The sequence below is a fragment of the Streptomyces sp. NPDC052020 genome, from assembly GCF_040680575.1.
Lineage (GTDB): Bacteria > Actinomycetota > Actinomycetes > Streptomycetales > Streptomycetaceae > Streptomyces.
Map to the genome: position 1 here is coordinate 1 of NZ_JBFAWY010000033.1, position 18,051 is coordinate 18,051.

The window sequence follows — 18,051 nt, forward strand, 5'->3', positions numbered from 1 at the left end:
CTCCTCCACCAGGTGCAGCGCGGTGCGGTCGTTGCCGTCCGCGATCACGTCGAACCAGTCCAGCGCCCAGTTGAAACGCTCCGGCCGGGGCCAGGTGAAACCCTCATAAGCGGTCGCGTAGTCCTCGCGGTGCTCCAGCAGGAAGTCCCGCGCCCCGCGGAACTCTTCGGTGGCCGCACGGTTCGTCACGGTGCCACCTCCACGGGGACCAGCTCGACGACCGGGATGTCGCGGTGCGTACGGTCGCGGAACTGGGAGAAGTTGGGGTCCTGCGCGGCCTGCCGGCGCCACAGCTCCTCGTGCTCGGAGGCCGGCACGGGAACCGGCCGCGCGGTGAACCGCCGCCCCGGCAGCTCCACCGTCGCGGTGCCCGAGGCCATCAGATTGCGGTACCAGGCGGGGTGGTCGTCGGCCCCGCCGTTGGCGGCGAAGACGATGTGGCGGCCGTCGTACGCGAGGTGGACCAGCGGAGTGGTACGGGTTCGGCCGCTGCGTCGGCCGGTGGTGGTGAGCAGCAGGAGCGGTACGTCTCCGAAGTCGGCCACCCGGCCGCCGTTCGCCCGGAATTCCTCGATGACGCGACGGTTGAAGGGATTGCTGTTCACGGTCTCGGGGACGGTTCCCGGAGCGCTTTCCGGAGTACTTTCCGGCGTGCTTTCCGGATTCGCCCGGTGGTCGCCCCAGCGTTCCACCGGGTGGTAAAGGCGGGTGCTGGTGGTCTCCTCGTACGGCATTCCCTCGGGCATGTTGATCAGTTCCATGTGCAGGCCCCAGGGGGTGGTGAAATACACCCACCGGTCACCGGCGATGGGCCCTTCGGTAATCGTTTCCGGCTCACCCAGAATCGTCACTCCGGGGACTTCGCGCAGATAATCGGCCGCCTTGTCCACGTCGTCGACGTACAGCGCGAAGTGATGCCCTCCCCAGTCGCTGTTGCGGGGCCGGCCGCGGTCCTGGTCGGGAGCGGTGTACTCGAACAGCTCCAGGTTGGTCACCGGCCCCAGGCGCAGCATGGCGATGTGCGCGCTGGCACGGGGGTGGACGCCGAGTTTCCGGGTCATCCAGTCACCCTCGGGGTCCTCCACCGGCCCGAGGCGGTAGGCGAGTTCGGCTCCGAGGACGTCGACGAAGAAGCTGACCGCCTGCTCCAGATCGGGCACCGTGTAGGCGATGTGGTGGACGGCCCGGGCTCCGGGAAGTGTGCTCAAGACTCCACTCCGTTCGGATCTGGTCCGCCGGGGGCGGACGCGTGTGTCCCGGGCGGTGCGCCCGGGTCCCGCGAGGACTTTCCGCCGCGCGGCGCGGCCGGACAAGGCGGAGTTCACGAAGTCGGCCGACATGCCGAAGTGGGCGCCGCGGGTTGGCGCCCGGCGGTGACGTCCTGCTGAGATGGGACCCGTCGACGGCGGCGGACGGAAAACCGCCGATCGGCTTCTGCCAGAACGTCACTGTGCTCCAGTACGCCGAATGCGTCGCATTCTTCCCGCCCGTTGTGCGGGCATGACAGCGCATAACGGCGAAGGCCCTGTTCGGCCGGAGCGGGCGTGTTTCCCTGAACCGCGTGCGTGCGTCACAGAAAGCGGGGGTCATGATGGGTGAATTGAGAAGACGTCGGTTCGTGGGCCTGGGTTCCGGGCTCGCGGTGGCGGCCGGGTCGGGGCTGGTGACGGCACCGGCGGCCCGGGCTCTCGGCGGCACGGCCCGGACGGCGAGTGCGGCGGCCGACACGGCGGCGAGCGTCTCGGTGACCCCTTCCGACCCCCGCTACCCGGACCTCATATCGGGCAACAACCTGCGCTGGACGGCCAGTCCCGACCAGGTCGTGCTGCCCCGGACCACCGCCCAGGTGGTCGCCGCGGTGCAGGACGCGGTCACCCGCGGCAAGCGGCTGTCCGTCTGCGGCGGCGGCCACTGCTTCGAGGACTTCGTGTTCAACGCGGACGTCAAGGTCAACATCAACATGTCCCTCATGAACGCGGTCTCGTTCGACACCGCCATGAACGCGTTCAAGGTCGAGGGCGGCGCCACCCTGCTGGACGTCTACGAGGCCCTGTACGAGGGCTGGGGAGTCACCATCCCGGCCGGGATCTGCCACACCGTCGGCGTCGGCGGGCACGTCCTCGGCGGCGGGTACGGCAACCTCTCCCGCCAGTACGGGCTGACCGTGGACCACCTGCACGCCGTCGAGGTCGTCGTGGTGGACGCGGCCGGCAAGGCGCGCAGCGTGGTGGCGGCGCGCGACTCGTCCGACGCGGCGCTGCGCGACCTGTTCTGGGCGCACACCGGCGGAGGCGGCGGCAGCTTCGGCGTCGTCACCGCCTATTGGTTCCGCACCCCCGGCGCGAGCGGCGACCCGTCCGGCCTGCTCCCGAAGGCTCCCTCGAAGATCTTCCTCACCCTGGCGAACTGGCCCTGGGAGAAGGTCACCGCGGCGGGCTTCAGCGCGCTGGTCGACTACTGGGGCACCTGGTTCGAGCGGAACAACACGGCGGGCACCACGGCGGGGTCGCTCTACTCGTGGCTGATGCTCAACCACCGCGACAGCGGCTCGCTGGGCGCCGTCGTCCAGCTCGACGCCTCGCTGCCGGACGCGGCGAGCGTGCTGTCCGGCTTCCTGGCCGGCCTGGACCAGGCGCTCGGGCTGCACTCGGCGACCGTGCGGCGCGACGGCGTGACCGACTCGCAGTACACCACGACCCGTCTGATGCCGTGGCTGCGCGGCACCCGCTACATCGGCGCTATCTCCCCGACGCAGCTCGACCCCACGACGCGCGGGTGCCACAAGTCGGCGCACCTGCGCAAGCGCACCCCGCAGCGTCAGATCGACGCCATGTACACCCACCTGACCAGCCAGGACCAGCCCAGCGCCCTGACGGGCATCGTGCTGTCCGCCTCCGGCGGCCGGATCGCGAGCGTGTCGTCCACCGCGACGGCGGTCGCCCAGCGCGACGCGATCATGAAGGTGAACTTCGAGAGCCGCTGGTACACGCCGGCGGACGACGCGAAGAACATCGGCTGGGTCCGCAACGCCTTCGCCGCCGTCTACGGCGACACCGGAGGCGTGCCCGTCCCCAACGACGTCACCGACGGCTGCTACATCAACTACCCCGACGGCGACCTGTCCGACCCGGCGTTCAACAAGTCCGCGGTGCCCTGGCACGACCTGTACTGGAAGCAGAACTATCCGCGCCTTCAGCAGGTCAAGCGCGCCTGGGACCCCCGTGACGTGTTCCGGCACAAGCAGTCGGTGCGCCTTCCCTGACGCACCGCGCCCGTACCCACCCCCCTGAGAAGAGACTGGAGTGATCCCGATGCGCACCACCACCCTCGGCAAGAACGGTCCCGTAGTCGGCCGGGTCGGCCTCGGCACCATGGGCATGTCCTTCGGCTACGACCCGCACGGCTGGGACGACGACGCCTCGGTGCAGGTGATCCACCGCGCCCTGGACCTCGGGGTGAACCTGATCGACACCGCCGACGTCTACGGCCCCTTCACCAACGAGACGCTCGTCGGCCGCGCCCTCAAGGGCCGCCGTGACGAGGTCGTGCTCTCCACGAAGGGCGGCTTGGTGGTGGGCGAGGACGGGCTCGGCCTCGACGGCCGCCCCGAGCACCTGTCGGCCGCCGTGGACGCGAGCCTCCAGCGGCTCGGCGTGGACCACATCGACCTGTACTTCCTGCACCGGGTGGACCCGAACGTCCCGCTGGAGGAGAGCTGGGGCGCCCTGGCCGAGCAGGTCGAGGCCGGAAAGATCCGCGCCCTCGGTCTGTCGGCGGTCACCCTGGAGCAGGTGCGCGCCGCGCAGGCGGTGCACGAGGTCGCGGCCGTCGAGTCCGAGGCCTCGCTGTTCACCCGCGACGCCTTCGCGGACGTCCTGCCGTACACCGTCGAGCAGGGCATCGCCTTCCTGCCGTTCTCGCCGCTGGGCCGCGGCCTGCTCACCGGGGCCTTCAGCAAGCCGTCCGACCTGCCCAAGGACGACTGGCGCAGCACCCAGCCGCGCTTCACCGAGGAGGCGTTCGCGCACAACAAGGCGATCGTCGACGCGGTGGCGGCCGTGGCCGCCCGGCACGGTGCCACCACCGCGCAGGTGGCCCTGGCCTGGCTGATCGGCAAGGGCGAGTACGTCGTGCCGATCCCCGGCACCAAGACCGCCCGGTACCTGGAGCAGAACGCCGGCGGCGCCGACCTGGAGCTCACCGCCCAGGACGTGGCCGAGCTGGACGCGCTGCCCGAGCCGATGGGCGCCCCCGAGGCCTGATCCGGGCCTGCGATCGCGCACCGACTTCGGCGGGTGATCCCCGCCGGAGCCCTCCCCGCCGGTGCCGGACCGGGCCATCCCCGGTCCGGCACCGGCGGGGCACGCCCCGCACGACCCCGCGCCGTCCTCCCCCACGCCCGACGGACTCCGCACAACCCGGCGCCGTCCTCCCCCACGCCCGACGGCCCCGCCCGACGCCACCGCCGTCCCCGGCGGCGGGTCGGGTCACCAACCCCTCATGACGCCTCACCCATGCCGACCCCGCAGAGGGAGATATCCGCGATGAGCGAGACCATGACGACCCGGCCGTCGCGTCTGACGACCGCCTTCGACATACCCCGCGCCCCGGGCCTGACCTGGTACGTCCAGGCGCAGCAGCCCGTCGGCTACGAAGTGTCCCTGACCCGGGGTCTGCTCAGCCCGGCCAACCCAGCCCTCGCCAAGGCCGTCGGCGCCGACGGCCGCAGCGGCACCCGCGCCCTGGTGGTGGTCGACCGAGTCGTCGACGAGCTCTACGGCACGGCGCTGCGCGACTACTTCACCGCGTGGCAGGCCGATGTCACCTGGCTGGTGATGCCGGGTGACGAGGAGACCAAGGCCCTGGAGCAGGTCGTGGAAGTGACCCGGGCCATGACCGAGATGGGCATCCTGCGCCGCACCGAGCGCGTGGTCGTCGTGGGCGGCGGCGTCCTCATGGACGTGGTCGGCATGGCGGCCAGCCTCTACCGCCGCGGCGCCCCCTACGTCCGGGTCCCCACCACCCTGGTCGGCCAGGTCGACGCGGGCGTCGGCGTGAAGACCGGGGTGAACCACGGCACCCACAAGAACCGGCTGGGCACCTACTTCGCCCCCGAGGTCACGCTGATCGACCCGGAGTTCCTGCGGACCGTGCCGGCCCGGCACATCGCCAACGGGCTGGCCGAGATCATCAAGATGGCGCTGATTAAGGACGCGGACCTGTTCCGGCTGCTGGAGCAGACCGTCGCGGACATCTCCAGCGACACGCTGGCGGACTGCGGCGCGGACATGCGCGAGGTGGTCTCCAGGGCGATCGCGGGCATGCTCGACGAGCTGGAGCCCAACCTGTGGGAGAGCGTGCTGGAGCGGTCGGTCGACTACGGCCACACCTTCAGCCCCTCGCTGGAGCTGCGCGCCGACCCGCCCCTGCTGCACGGCGAGGCGGTGGCCGTCGACATGGCGGTGTGCGTCGCCCTCGCCGCCGGCCGCCAGTACCTCTCGGAGAGCGAGGCCCACCGGGCGCTCGCGCTGATCGCCGCCGCCGGACTGCCCCTGACGCACCCCGTGTTCACCGCGGAGCTCCTCCAGGTCGGGCTGGCCGACGCCGTCAAGCACCGTGACGGCCTCCAGCGGCTGCCGCTGACCGACGGCATCGGTTCCTGCGTGTTCGTCAACGACGTCACGGCGGCGGAGCTCGCCCGCGCCCTGGAGTACGTGCGCGCCTACACGGACCGGACGGACGGGCCGGGCCAGTGAGTACCGAGGGCCCGATCACCGTCCTCGACGTGGGCGGGACCCATGTGCGGCACGCGCCGTGGTCACCGCGGGAGGGACTGGGCGAGGTCGTCGACACGCCCTCCCCCAGCCTGCTGCGCCACCCGGGGGCCTCCGTCGAGGAGCTGAAGGCGCGGCTGCTGACCGCGATCTGCGACGCCGTGCCCCCCGGGCCGTCCACGGTGGCAGGCGTGTCCTTCGGGGCGGCGCTCGACCAGCGCACCGGCACGGTCTACGGCTCGGCCCCGCTGTTCGGGGCCGACACGGCCCCCCTCGACCTCCCGGCCGCCCTGCGCGAACGGCGGCCGGAGGTGGAGTGGCACGTGGTCAACGACGTGACCGCCGCGCTGCTGCACTTCGTCTCCGCGCCGCACCGCGCCGCCCTGCGCAAGGTGCTGCTGATGACGGTCAGCTCGGGCATCGCCTGCCGCACCGTCGACCAGCGCACCGGCACCATCGCCACGGACGTCTGCGGACTCCAGGGCGAGGTCGGGCATCTGCCCGCGGTGGCGGAACTCGCCGGACATCCCATCGAACTGACATGCGATTGCGGAACGGCGGGCCATGTGGCGGCGTACGCCTCCGGGCCCGGGCTGCGCCGGATGGCCGACGTGCTGCGGGAACGCGCCGCCGACCGCTGGGCCGCTTCCGAGCTGGGCCGGCGCATGGCGTCGGGCACCGGGTTCGAGACGGCGCTGGCCGCCGCGCTCGACGCCGGCGACCCGCTGGCGGCCGAACTGCTGGACGCGGCGACGGCACCCGTCGCCGACGTCCTGCGCACCGCGGTGTGCCTCGACCCGGAGCTGGACGAACTCGGCCTCACCGGCGGCGTGGCGACCGGCCTCGGCCGGCACTACGAGGCGTCCCTGCACCGGCACCTGCGCCGCCAGGGCCTCTACCTGACCGGCGACCGCGCCCCCGGCTGGCTGACCGGACGCATCACCGTGTGCGCGCCGGGCGAGGCCAACGGGCTGATCGGCGCGGGCATCGCGGCCCTGCGGGCCCGGAACCCCGGTTCCGGGGCGCCCCGCCGGGACGGCGCCCTCGCGGCCCCCCGCGTACGGCGCCACCACGCGATCGTCCGCGACGCCTCGGGGCTGCTGCACCTCTCCCCGCGGCCCACCCCGTGGCCCGGGCCGGGCGAGTTGCTCGTCGCCCCGGTGGTGGCGGGCGTGTGCGGCACCGACCTGCAGATGCTGCGGGGGCTGCGGCACGACGCCGCCCCGGTCCTCGGCCACGAGGGCGTCGCCCGGATCGTGGCCGCCGGCCCCGGCGTCCGCGACCCGCGGCTCGTCCCGGGCACCGAGGTCGTCGTCAACCCCACCCACCCCACCGACCCGTCCTTCCTGCTGGGGCACAACACCACGGACGGGCTGCTCCAGGAGCGCGCCCTGCTGCCCGCCACGGCGGTGGACGGCGGGCTGGTCCTGCCGCTGCCGGACGTCCCCCCGGGGGTGCTCGGCGCGCTGATCGAGCCGCTCGCCGTGGTCCGCTACGCCTCCCTCGCCCTGGCCGAGCACCGCCCCGGGACCCTCCTGGTCTTCGGCGACGGCACCGTCGGCCACCTGGCCGTGCGCACCGCGCGGCGCTGGTACGGGCCCGGGATCCGCACGGTGCACGTCCATCACACCCAAGAGGGCCTGGAGTGGAGCCGGCGGGCCCGGCACAGCGCGGACGTGCGGCTGGGCCGAAGCGGCCTGACCGCGCGGCGGCTCGCGGAGGTCCTCGGCGACGATCCGCTGGCCGTGCTGATCGCCACCCCGGCCCCGGCCACCCTGCCCTGCCTGGAGCTGGCGCTCGACGCGGCGCGGGGCGTGGACACCGTCGTGGACCTGGTGGGCGGGCTGACCCGGCCGCCCACCACCACCCGGCTGCCCGGCGTGGACCTCGCCGCGCTGCGGGCCGCCAACCAGGCGGGGCAGCCGCAGCCGCCGCACGTCGGCCGGCTGGGCACGGCGAGCGGGGACAAGGTACGGGTCCTGGGCCACCGGGGCGTGGCCGGCGAGCATCTGCTGGAGGCCGCGGCCGAACTGTGCCGGGCACCCGACCGGTACCGGGACCTGGTGACGCACGTGGTCAGCCTGGCCGGCGCGGTACCGGTGCTGAACCGGCTCGCGGAGCCCCGGGACCGGATCGTCTCCGGCCGCCGCCTCGTCAAGCTGGCCGTACGGCCGCAGGAGCCCTCGTGACCGCCGCGGGCGGGCCGCCGGCGGCGCTGGCCGACTGGCGGCTGCCCGTCCGGGGCGCGGCGGCGGTCGGACTCGCCCGCCGGCACGGGGTGCGGGGGCTCCAGTTCGACCTGGGCGGGCCCGGCCGGGGACCGTGGCTGGACGCGCCGGGGCGGCTGGCCCGGCTGGCCCGCACCGCCCGCGCGGCGGGAGTGGCGCCGCTCGCGGTCACCGGCAACGTGCTCAACGACATCGGGCTCACCGCGCCCGAGGGCACCCTCGCCGCCGGCCGGGTGCGGGACGTCGTAGGGCGGGTGCTGGACGCGGCCACCGAGCTGGGGGCGCCGCTGGTCTTCGTCCCCAGCTTCCGGCGCAGCGCGATCGACGGCGAGGCCGCGCTGCGCCGCACCGCCCGGGTGCTGCGCGCCGCCGCCGCCGGTGCGGCGGACCGCGGGCTCCACCTGGCCAGCGAGAACACCCTCGCGCCCGACAAGGCCCTGCGGCTGGTGGCCGAGGTGGGCTCGCCCGCCTTCCGGCTGCTGCTGGACACCTACAACCCCCATGCCGCGGGTGTGGACCCCACGGCGCTGGTGGCCGCGGCCGGAGCACATCTGGCCGACCAGGTGCACGTCAAGGACGGACTGGCCGGCACGGACGCGGCGCCGCTGCTCGGCGACGGGGACGGCGCGGTCGCCGCCACGCTCGACGCGGTGGCCGCGCACGGCCCGGCCATGCGGGCGCTGGTGCTGGAGAACGACCACCGCTCGGGCGACGCCGCGCGGCTCGACGCGGACCTCGGGCGGCTGCGCGCCCTCGCCGCCCGGCTGGGCCCGGACCGGGCGGCCGCCCCCACCACGACAGGAACGAAGGGAACGGCAGGGAGATGACCATCGTAGTGACGGCGCAGGCGCTGCTGTTCGACATGGACGGCACCCTCGTCGACTCGTCGGCGGCGGTGGAGCGCACCTGGCGGCGCTTCTCCGCGCGGCACGGGCTCGACCCGGCCGCCGTCCTGGCCGGCGCCCACGGACAGCGGACCGCCGAGACGGTCGCCGAGCACGCCCCGCCCGGCACGGACGTGGCGGCGGAGACCGCCTGGCTGGTCGCCCAGGACCTCGCCGACACCCGGGGCACCGTCGCCCTCCCGGGCGCCGCCGAGCTGCTGGCGCAACTGCCCCGGGACCGCTGGGCGCTGGTCACCTCGGCGGGGCGGGAGCTGGCCGAGCGGCGCATGGCCGCGGCCGGGCTGCCGCTGCCGGAGGTCGTCGTCAGCGCCGACGATGTCCGGCGCGGCAAGCCCGACCCGGAGGGCTATCTGCGCGCGGCCGCCCGGCTCGGCGCCGACCCCAGGGCGACGGTCGTGTTCGAGGACGCGGAACTGGGCCTGCGCGCGGGCCGCGCCGCGGGCGGCTGGACCGTGGTGGTCGGCCCGCACGGGGGCGGCGCGGCCGTGGGCCGCCCGCGCATCGCGGACTACCGGGGCGTCGCCTGCGTCGGCACCGGCGGCGCCCTGCGCCTGACGCTGCCCGTGCGGCTGCCCGCGCCGATACCGGCCTGACCGCCCCCGCCTCCTCATCCACCCCTCATCCACCCCTCGATCCACCCCGAGATCCATCCCTCAGTCCGCCCCTCGATCCACCCCGAGATCCACCCCTCAGTCCGCCCCTCCATCCACCCTCAACGATCGGAGTGCACCACCATGAGCACAGCACAGGACGTCGTCGTCTCCGGCCATGTGGCACCGGGGTTCGAGGCCGTGCGCGAGGAGTTCGCGCGCAACTTCGCCGAGCGGGACGAGCAGGGCGCCGCACTCGCGGTGACCCTGGGCGGGGAACTGGTCGTGGACCTGTGGGGCGGTCTGGCCGACCCCACCACCGGCCGGGCCTGGACCGGTGACACGGTCCAGCTCATCTTCTCCGGCAGCAAGGGCGTCCTCGCCACCGCCCTGCTGCTGCTCGTCGACCGCGGGGAGGTGGAACTGGACGCGCCGGTCGCCCGCTACTGGCCGGAGTTCGCGGCCAAGGGCAAGGGCGCGATCACCGTGCGGGAGGTGCTGACCTTCACCGCCCGCATGCCCGCCGTCGCCGCGCCGCTCAGCCAGGACGACCTCAGCGACCCCGAGGCGATGGCCAAGCTCCTCGCCGACCAGGAGCCGGAGGCCGATCCGCGGGCGGAGGGCATCCTGTACGGGCCCTGGGCGACCGGGTGGATCATCGCGGAGGTGATCCGCCGCGTCGACGGACGCCGCCTGGACCGCTTCTTCGCCGAGGAGGTGGCCGGTCCGCTCGGCGTCGACGTCTCCTTCGGCCTCTCCCCCGAGCAGGAGCACCGGGTCGCCCGCACGGAGTACGGCACCGGCTTCCGCGCCCAGTTCGCGGGCTACTTCACCAGCGACGACCCGCTGACCCAGCGCATCTGGCAGAACCCGGTCCCCTTCCCCGACGACGAGGAGATCTGGAACCGCCCCAGCCGCCGCTTCGCCCTCATCCCCGCCGCCAACGTCTACGGCTCGGCCCGCGGCTTCGCCAAGCTGTACGGCATCCTCGCCGCCGACGCCGCCCGGCCGGCCGGCGAACCGCACGTGCTGCTGTCGCGCCCGCTGCTCGACGAGGCCCGCGCGCCCCGGGTCAGCAAGACCGACCAGCTCATCGACGTCCCCATGGTGTACGGGGGCGGCGGCTACCGGCTGCGCACCAACCCGCGCCCGACCGTCGACGGCGACTCCTTCGGCCACGACGGCGCCGGCGGCTCCGCCAACCAGGCGTGGCCGCGCGCGGCGGCCGGCGTCAGCTACGTCATGAACCGGCTGATCGCGCTCGGTCCCGACGACAAGCGCGCCTCCTCGCTGGTGAAGGCGGTGGCCGGCGCGATGGCCGGTCTGAACATCGGCGGCACCCGGTGAGCGGCGACGGCATACGGCTGCTCACGCCCGGCGGCGAGCGCGTGCCGCACCCCGACTACCCGTCGGACCCCGGGCCGCAGGAACTGCGGGCGCTGTACCGGGACATGGCCGTCGCGCGCCGCGTCGACGCCGAGGGGGTCACCCTGCAACGCCAGGGCGAACTGGGCCTGTGGCCCTCCCTGCTCGGCCAGGAGGCGGCCCAGGTCGGCTCGGTACGGGCGCTGCGCGACGGCGACCGGGTCTTCCCGAGCTACCGCGAACACGCCGTCGCGCTGGGCCGCGGGGTCGATCCGCTGGCCCTGATGCGGCTGTTCCGCGGCGTCGACAACGGCGCCTGGGACCCGGACGCCCACGACTTCCACCTGTACACGCTGGTCATCGGCTCGCAGACGCTGCATGCCACCGGCTACGCCTGCGGAGTGGCCAAGGACGGCGCGGAGGCGGCGGTCATCGTCTACTTCGGCGACGGCGCCACCAGCCAGGGCGATGTCTCGGAGGCGTTCAACTTCGCCGCCGTGTGGGACGCCCCGATCGTGTTCTTCTGCCAGAACAACCAGTGGGCGATCTCCGAGCCCAACGAGCGCCAGACCCGCGTCCCGCTGCACCAGCGGGCCCAGGGCTTCGGCTTCCCCGGGGTGCGCGTGGACGGCAACGACGTGCTCGCCGTGCGGGCGGTGACCCGGGCCGCGCTGGACCACGCGCGTTCGGGCCGCGGGCCGTTCCTGATCGAGGCGTTCACCTACCGGATGGGCGCCCACACCACCTCCGACGACCCGTCCCGGTACCGGGACGCGGCCGAGGTGGAGAGCTGGCGGGCCAAGGACCCGCTGCTGCGGCTGGAGCGCCTGCTGCGCCGCGAGGGCGTCGCCGGCGACGCCTTCTTCGCCGAGGTGGCGGAGGCCGGCGAGGCGCTGGCCGCCCGCGTCCGGGAGGGCGTGCGCGCCATGGCCTCCCCCGCCCCCGAGGAGATGTTCGACCACGTCTACGCGGAGGCCCACCCGGGGGTGGACCGCGAACGCGCCGCGTTCGCGGCCTACCAGGCGGCCTTCGCCGAGGAGGGCTGAGCCATGGCGGCGACCCGTATGACCCTGGTGGCGGCCCTCAACGAGGCGCTGCGGTCGGTGCTGGCGTCCGACCCCAAGACGCTCGTCATGGGCGAGGACGTCGGCCGGCTCGGCGGGGTGTTCCGGGTGACCGACGGACTCCAGAAGGACTTCGGCGAGGCCCGCGTGATGGACACGCCGCTGGCCGAGTCCGGCATCGTCGGCACGGCGATCGGCCTGGCGCTGCGCGGCTACCGGCCGATCGTGGAGATCCAGTTCGACGGCTTCGTCTTCCCCGCCTACGACCAGATCGTCACCCAGCTCGCGAAGATGCACGCCCGCTCCGGCGGCCGGGTGCGCCTCCCCGTCGTCATCCGCATCCCCTACGGCGGCGGGATCGGTGCCGTGGAACACCACTCGGAGTCCCCCGAGGCGCTGTTCGCGCACGTGGCGGGCGTCCGCGTGATGTCACCGTCGACCCCCTCCGACGCCTACTGGATGCTCCGGGAGGCCGTGCGCTGCGACGATCCGGTGATCTTCTTCGAGCCGAAGCGGCGCTACTACGACAAGGGCGAGGTCGACCTCGATCCCGCCGCCGGCGAGCGGCAGCCGCCCGCGCACACCGCCCGCGTGGTGCGGCCGGGCCGCGACCTGACCCTCGCCGCCTACGGGCCGATGGTGCGCACCTGCCTGGACGCGGCCGAGGTGGCCGCGGAGGAGGGGCACGACCTGGAGGTCGTCGACCTGCGGTCGATCTCGCCGGTCGACTTCGGCACCGTGGAGCGCTCGGTGCGCCGGACCGGGCGGCTCGTGGTCGCGCACGAGGCGCCGGTCTTCTTCGGGGCGGGCGCGGAGATCGCGGCCCACGTCACCGAGCGCTGCTTCTACCACCTGTCGGCGCCGGTCCTGCGGGTCGGCGCCTACCACACGCCCTATCCGCCCTCCCGGCTGGAGGAGGAGTACCTCCCCGGGATCGACCGCGTACTCGACGCCGTCGACCGCGCGCTGGCCCACTGAGGAGCTCTGCTGACGATGACGGACACCCTTCAGCGCTACCGGGAGTTCCGGCTGCCCGACGTGGGCGAGGGACTGCGGGACGCGGAGATCATCCGCTGGCTGGTCGCGCCCGGTGACACGGTCGGCGACGGCCAGGCCGTGTGCGAGGTGGAGACGGCCAAGGCCAGCGTCGAACTGCCGGTGCCGTTCGCGGGCGTGGTGCGCGAGCTGTGCTTCCCGGAAGGGGCCACGGTCGCCGTCGGCACGCCCATCATCACCGTGGACACCCGCCCGCAGGGCGCGGCGGACACCGGGCCCCCCACCGGCGCCGAGCCCCCCGCGCACGCCGACGGCCCGCGGGGCCGCACCCCCGTGCTGGTCGGCTACGGCGCCGCTCCGGCGGCGCCCGCCCGGCGGGCCCGGCGCCGGGCCGGTACCGCACCGGCCGCCCCGGCCGCCCCCGCCCTGCCGCTGGCCAAGCCGCCGGTGCGCAAGCTGGCCAAGGAGCTGGGCGTGGACCTGGCGTCGGTGGTGCCGACCGGACCGCGCGGGGACATCACCCGCGCCGACGTCGAGGCCGTGGCCCCCGCCGGGGAGCGGGCGGCCGTCTCCCCGCCGCCGCCGCCCGCGCCCGCGCCCGTGCCCGCTCCCGTGCGGGCGGACGCGGACGAGGCCGACGAGACCCGGATCCCGGTCACCGGCGTGCGCCGCGCCACCGCGCGCGCCATGGTGGCCAGCGCCTTCACCGCGCCGCATGTGACGGAGTTCGTCACCGTCGACGTCACCCGGACCATGAAGCTGATCGACCGGCTCAAACGGCACCCGGACATGGCGGGACGGCGGGTCGGCCCCCTGCTGCTGGCCGCACGGGCGTTCTCGCTGGCGGTGCGGCGCCATCCGGAGATCAACGCCTCGTGGGACGAGGAGCGCCAGGAGATCGTGCGCAAGCGCGGGATCAACCTGGGCATCGCGGCGGCCACGCCGCGCGGGCTGCTGGTGCCGGTCATCGAGGACGCCGGCCACCGCACGCTGCCCGACCTCGCCACCGCCCTGGACGAGCTGGTGGCCACCGCCCGCGAGGGCCGCACCCCGCCCGCCGCCCTGCGCGGCGGCACCGTGACGCTCACCAACATCGGCGTGTTCGGCGTCGACACCGGCACGCCGATCCTCAACCCGGGCGAGTCGGCCATCCTCGCCCTCGGCACCATCGCGCCGCGCCCCTGGGTGCACCGCGGCCGGGTCGTCCCGCGCCAGGTCACCACGCTGGCCCTCTCCTTCGACCACCGCCTGGTCGACGGCGATCTCGGCTCCCGTGTCCTGGCGGACACCGCGGCCCTCCTGCACGACCCGGACCTGCTCATCACCCGGGCCTGACGGGCCCCGCGGCCGGCCGTGCCCGGCCGCCCGCGGCCCTCGGCCCGCCCCGCGGACATCCCGGTTGGCGGGGCCCGACCGAAACCCGACCGAAAGAGGACGACGATGTTCGACGCTCCCCGCCCGCCAGACGCGCCGCTGTCGCCGGGCTCCGCTCCGCCGCCCGCCCGGCTCGGGCTGTGCACGGCGGTGGTCGCGCTCGGCGGGCTGCTGTTCGGCTTCGACACCGGGGTGATCTCGGGGGCGCTGCTGTTCATCCGGACCGACTTCGGCCTGAACTCGTTCGAGGAGGGCGCCGTGATCTCGGCGCTGCTGCTCGGCGCGGCCGTCGGCGCGCTGGGCAGCGGGCGCCCCGCGGACCGGTTCGGCCGCAAGAAGGTGCTCGTCGCGATCGCGCTGACCTTCACCGCGGGGCTGCTCGCCGCCGTCCTGGCCGACGGCTTCGCGGCCCTGGTCGTGGCCCGCGCGGTGCTCGGGCTCGCGGTGGGCAGCGCGTCCACCGTCGTACCGCTGTACCTGGCCGAGATCGCCCCGCCGCGGCTGCGCGGACGGCTGGTGACCGCCAACCAGATCCTGCTGACGGTGGGCATCCTGGTGTCCTACCTGATCAACCTGGCCTACGCCGACAGCGCCGACTGGCGGGCCATGTTCGCCGTCGGGCTCATCCCCTCCGTGGCGATGCTGGTGGGCACCCTGGCGATCCCGGAGAGCCCCGAATGGCTGCGCACCCGCGCCGCCGCGTGTGCCCCGCGTGCCCCCCGGGCCCCCGGCGAGGGGCCCGCCCCGCGCCGGGCGTCCGCCGCGCTGCTGTCCCCGGCGGCGCGGCCCGCTCTGGTGATCGGGGTGACGCTGGCCGCGGCACAGCAGTTCGGCGGCATCAACAGCATCATCTACTACGCCCCCAGCATCATGTCGCGGGCGGGTCTGCCCGCCGCCAACTCGATCACCTACTCGGTGGTGATCGGCGCCGTCAACGTGGTGATGACGGTCGCGGCCGTCCCGCTGATCGACCGGGCCGGGCGGCGTCCGCTGCTGCTGTCCTCGCTGGCCGGCATGGCGCTCTCGCTCGTCGCCCTCGGGGTGGCGCTCGGGCTGCCGGCGAGTCCGGCGGCCAACGTGACGGCGCTGGTGTTCATGGTGACGTACGTGGCCTCCTTCGCCATCGGGCTCGGCCCCGTCTTCTGGATCCTGGCGGCGGAGCTGTTCCCGCCGGAGAGCCGGGCGCGCGGCGGGGCGGTGTGCGCGCTGGTCAACTGGGCCGCCAACTTCGTCGTGGGGCAGATGTTCCTGCCGGCCGCGGACCTCGTCGGGGAGAGCTGGGTCTTCTGGTTCTTCGCCGCGGTGTCGACCGCCGCCGTGGTCTTCGTCCTGCGGACGGTGCCCGAGACCAAGAACCGCTCGCTGGCCGAGGTGCAGCGGGAGCTGGCGGCCCGGTCCGGGCGTCCCGCCGCGGACGCCCTCACCGCGCGGACGCCGGTGCCGTCGGCGCGGGGCTGACGGCGCGGGGCTGACGGCCGCGCCGCCCGGCACGAACGGCGCACGAAGGGCACCCGAGCGGTGCCCGGACGGCGCACGGCCGGGGCGCGGCCCGGCGCGAGCGCGCATGGGCAGGGGCCCCGGGCGAACCCGGGGCCCCTGCCCGGTTCCGTCAGCGCCGCGCCTCGTCGGCGCCGGCGTGCCCCGGCCGTCCGGTCCCGCTCACGCCGTACAGCACGAGGTCCCAGACGTCCTCCGGCGCGGGCCGCCCCGTCGCTCCGGGGAGCCGGGCGCCGAGCCGCCCGATCTCCGCCCAGCTGCCCTCCACCAGCCAGGCGAGCAGGGCGGCCACGGTGACCGGCGGCGCCTCCGGCCGCAACTGCCCGGCCTCGGCCGCCCGTTCCAGCAGCATCCGCAGCGCGGGCACCCACTCCCCGGCCAGTTCCCGCTCCTCCGTCTCCCGCGGGCCGTCGCGCTCCAGGCGCACCGCGGCCCGGACGACGACGTCGCGCTCCAGCAGCCGCACCAGGGCGGCGGTCAGCCCGGCCAGCGCCTCCAGGGGCGCGCCGGTACCGTCCGTGAATCCCCGCACCACCGGGGCGAGTGCCTTGCGGCCCTCCGCGCGCACGGCGCGGGCCAGTTCTCCCTTGGTGTGGAAGTGGAAGGTCAGCGCACCCATCGAAGCCTGCGCGCCCTTGCTGATCCGGGAGAGGGAGGCGCCCTCGTACCCGCGGCGGTCGAACTCCTCCGCCGCCGCGTGGATCAGCGCCTCCTGGGTCCGAGCGGCTCTCTGCTGCATGAAAACTGACTCTCTTCCTCATTCGCCTCGACCCGGCCGTCCCGGGCGCTCGGCCCCGCGGGTGCCGGGGCCGCGTCCCGGCGGCGACGGGCATCCGAGTCTGACGTTCCCCTGGCGGGAGCGGTGATGAGGCCTCAACTCGCCAAAGTCGTCGAGAGTAGGCGCGAAACAAAGCAAACGTTCTTTATGCTTTTCTCGTTCGCCGGGATCGCACCGCACGAAGGGGGATGGAGTGTCAGCGATTCGAGATGCAGGGAGCGGGCAGGGGGGCCAGACGGCGCTCGCCGCGTTCAGCCGGCACCTGTTCGGGCATCTGCCGCGGATCGACCAGCAGCGGTGGGGGCACCTGTACCTGCGCGGCCTGCTCGCCACGCCGGGCAAGAAGTCGCCGCGGCGCATGGCCGAGACGGTGACGTCGTCGCCCACGACGGCATCGCAGTCGCTCCAGCAGTTCGTCAACGCCAGCCCCTGGGGCTGGGAGGCACCCCGGGCGGAGCTGCTGCGCTGGGCGGACCAGCGGATGCACACGCACGCCTGGACGCTGGCCCCGGCGATCCTGCCCAAGCGCGGCGACCACTCCGTCGGCGTGCACCGCCGCTTCGTCCGCGAACAGGGCCGCACCGTCAACTGCCAGCTCGGCGTGGCGGTCTTCCTCGCGGGCGGCGACGGGCACGTCCCCGTCGACTGGCGGCTGCACCTGCCCGAGCGGTGGGCGAGCGACGAGGAGGTCCGGCGCCGGGCGCGCGTCCCCGAGCAGGCGCGTCCGCAACCGCTGTGGTCGCAGGCGCTGGACCTGGTCGAGACGCTGGCCGCCCGGCCCGGCGTGGTCCCCGCGCCCGTGGTCGCCGACCTGACCACGGTGACGGACGTGCGACCCCTGGTCGAGCGGCTGGCCGGCCGCGGTCACGGCTTCGTCCTGGCCGTCGACGGACAGCTGCCCCTGACGCCCGCGCTGCGCGCCGCACGGCCCGTCCGCGAGTCCGCGGCGCCCGTCTCGGCCCGTCAGCTCCTGCTCCAGGGCGCCGCCCGGCACCCGGACGTGGCCATGATGCCCGGTCCGGACGGACGGCCCCGCCGCCTCCAGGTCGCCTCCAGTCCGGCGGAGATACCCGGCCCGCGCCCCGGGGGCGGCAGAGCCTCCTTCCCGGGCCGGGTCTTCGCCACCTGGGACACCGCCCGGCAGCGCCTCGGCCGGATCTGGCTCACCAATCTCACCGACCGCCGGATGAGCGAACTGCTGGGCCTCACCGGCCTGCACTCCGGCAGCCTCGCCACGGTGACCACCCTGGGCGAGCAGTACGGCCTGCTCGACTTCGAGGGCCGGTCCTTCCCCGGCTGGCACCGCCACATGACCCTCGTCTCGGCGGCGTACGCCTACGCCCTGCTGTCGGGCGCCCCGGCCGTGTCCCCCGTCCAGTGGGGGGAGGCGGCCTGACTCCTGGCTCCGTGCCCGGCTCGGGCGAGGGCGCCGTCATCGCCCGAGCGGCTCTCCCGTGGAAGGATGAGGCAGACCCACCCA

13 protein-coding genes and 2 pseudogenes are annotated in these 18,051 nt (G+C 74.6%); 12 read left to right on the plus strand and 3 right to left on the minus strand.

The window, feature by feature from the left end; translation table 11 throughout:
* Both AB0L74_RS27255 and AB0L74_RS27260 read right to left on the minus strand, forming a co-directional pair.
* Positions 1-189, minus strand: a pseudogene (locus AB0L74_RS27255) (AMP-dependent synthetase); the annotation flags it as partial.
* A complete protein-coding gene (locus AB0L74_RS27260) occupies positions 186-1,208 on the minus strand; it encodes a nitroreductase/quinone reductase family protein (RefSeq protein ID WP_365657703.1) in 1,023 nt (340 codons plus the stop codon). The pseudogene AB0L74_RS27255 and the gene AB0L74_RS27260, both read right to left, overlap by 4 nt.
* A 410-nt stretch (positions 1,209-1,618) precedes the next feature.
* On the opposite strand from AB0L74_RS27260, the gene AB0L74_RS27265 reads away from it, so the two are divergent.
* The 11 genes and pseudogenes from AB0L74_RS27265 (at position 1,619) to AB0L74_RS27315 (ending at position 15,754) form a co-directional block, all read left to right on the plus strand.
* Positions 1,619-3,262 carry an FAD-binding protein gene (locus tag AB0L74_RS27265; protein WP_365657706.1) on the plus strand — a complete coding sequence of 548 codons (1,644 nt, stop codon included), beginning with the start codon at positions 1,619-1,621 and terminating at the stop codon, positions 3,260-3,262.
* 49 nt (positions 3,263-3,311) lie between these two features.
* Positions 3,312-4,262, plus strand: a complete 951-nt coding sequence (locus AB0L74_RS27270; RefSeq protein WP_365657709.1) for an aldo/keto reductase — start codon at positions 3,312-3,314, stop codon at positions 4,260-4,262.
* A 282-nt stretch (positions 4,263-4,544) separates the two neighbouring features.
* Positions 4,545-5,756, plus strand: a complete 1,212-nt coding sequence (locus AB0L74_RS27275) for a sedoheptulose 7-phosphate cyclase (RefSeq protein WP_365657712.1) — start codon at positions 4,545-4,547, stop codon at positions 5,754-5,756.
* On the plus strand, positions 5,753-7,963 hold the full coding sequence (locus tag AB0L74_RS27280) for an ROK family protein (RefSeq protein ID WP_365657715.1): 2,211 nt from the start codon (positions 5,753-5,755) through the stop codon (positions 7,961-7,963). Before AB0L74_RS27275 ends, AB0L74_RS27280 begins: the two co-directional genes overlap by 4 nt.
* Complete coding sequence (locus AB0L74_RS27285) at positions 7,960-8,829, plus strand: TIM barrel protein (RefSeq protein WP_365657718.1); 870 nt, start codon at positions 7,960-7,962, stop codon at positions 8,827-8,829. Before AB0L74_RS27280 ends, AB0L74_RS27285 begins: the two co-directional genes overlap by 4 nt.
* Entirely contained in the window at positions 8,826-9,500 is a 675-nt protein-coding gene (locus AB0L74_RS27290) for an HAD-IA family hydrolase (RefSeq protein WP_365657721.1), read from the plus strand. The genes AB0L74_RS27285 and AB0L74_RS27290 overlap by 4 nt, the downstream gene beginning before the upstream one ends.
* 141 nt (positions 9,501-9,641) lie before the next feature.
* A pseudogene (locus AB0L74_RS27295) lies at positions 9,642-10,721 on the plus strand (serine hydrolase domain-containing protein); the annotation flags it as partial.
* Positions 10,706-11,908: a pyruvate dehydrogenase (acetyl-transferring) E1 component subunit alpha gene (pdhA, locus tag AB0L74_RS27300; protein WP_365657724.1), complete on the plus strand. Its 1,203-nt coding sequence runs from the start codon at positions 10,706-10,708 to the stop codon at positions 11,906-11,908. The pseudogene AB0L74_RS27295 and the gene pdhA, both read left to right, overlap by 16 nt.
* 3 nt (positions 11,909-11,911) lie before the next feature.
* Positions 11,912-12,904 (plus strand): alpha-ketoacid dehydrogenase subunit beta, encoded by a 993-nt coding sequence (locus AB0L74_RS27305; protein ID WP_365657727.1) that lies wholly within the window; start codon positions 11,912-11,914, stop codon positions 12,902-12,904.
* A gap of 6 nt (positions 12,905-12,910) precedes the next feature.
* A complete protein-coding gene (locus AB0L74_RS27310) occupies positions 12,911-14,257 on the plus strand; it encodes a dihydrolipoamide acetyltransferase family protein (protein ID WP_365657877.1) in 1,347 nt (448 codons plus the stop codon).
* Between the two features lie 105 nt (positions 14,258-14,362).
* A complete protein-coding gene (locus tag AB0L74_RS27315) occupies positions 14,363-15,754 on the plus strand; it encodes an MFS transporter (protein WP_365657730.1) in 1,392 nt (463 codons plus the stop codon).
* 151 nt (positions 15,755-15,905) lie between these two features.
* Here the strand turns inward: AB0L74_RS27315 and AB0L74_RS27320 are convergent, their stop codons facing one another.
* Positions 15,906-16,532, minus strand: coding sequence for a TetR/AcrR family transcriptional regulator (locus tag AB0L74_RS27320; RefSeq protein ID WP_365657733.1), 627 nt, complete (start codon positions 16,530-16,532; stop codon positions 15,906-15,908).
* Between the two features lie 232 nt (positions 16,533-16,764).
* Here AB0L74_RS27320 and AB0L74_RS27325 point away from each other — a divergent pair, with 232 nt between their 5' ends.
* Positions 16,765-17,967, plus strand: a complete 1,203-nt coding sequence (locus AB0L74_RS27325) for a transposase (RefSeq protein WP_365657736.1) — start codon at positions 16,765-16,767, stop codon at positions 17,965-17,967.
* Positions 17,968-18,051: the final 84 nt, after the last annotated feature.

Coding starts and splice junctions, on each gene's coding strand:
- AB0L74_RS27305 (WP_365657727.1), top strand. CDS start 11,912: ATGGCGGCGACCCGTATGACCCTGGTGGCGGCCCTCAACGAGGCGCTG.
- AB0L74_RS27320 (WP_365657733.1), bottom strand. CDS start 16,532: ATGCAGCAGAGAGCCGCTCGGACCCAGGAGGCGCTGATCCACGCGGCG.
- AB0L74_RS27290 (WP_365657721.1), top strand. CDS start 8,826: ATGACCATCGTAGTGACGGCGCAGGCGCTGCTGTTCGACATGGACGGC.
- AB0L74_RS27270 (WP_365657709.1), top strand. CDS start 3,312: ATGCGCACCACCACCCTCGGCAAGAACGGTCCCGTAGTCGGCCGGGTC.
- AB0L74_RS27275 (WP_365657712.1), top strand. CDS start 4,545: ATGAGCGAGACCATGACGACCCGGCCGTCGCGTCTGACGACCGCCTTC.
- AB0L74_RS27315 (WP_365657730.1), top strand. CDS start 14,363: ATGTTCGACGCTCCCCGCCCGCCAGACGCGCCGCTGTCGCCGGGCTCC.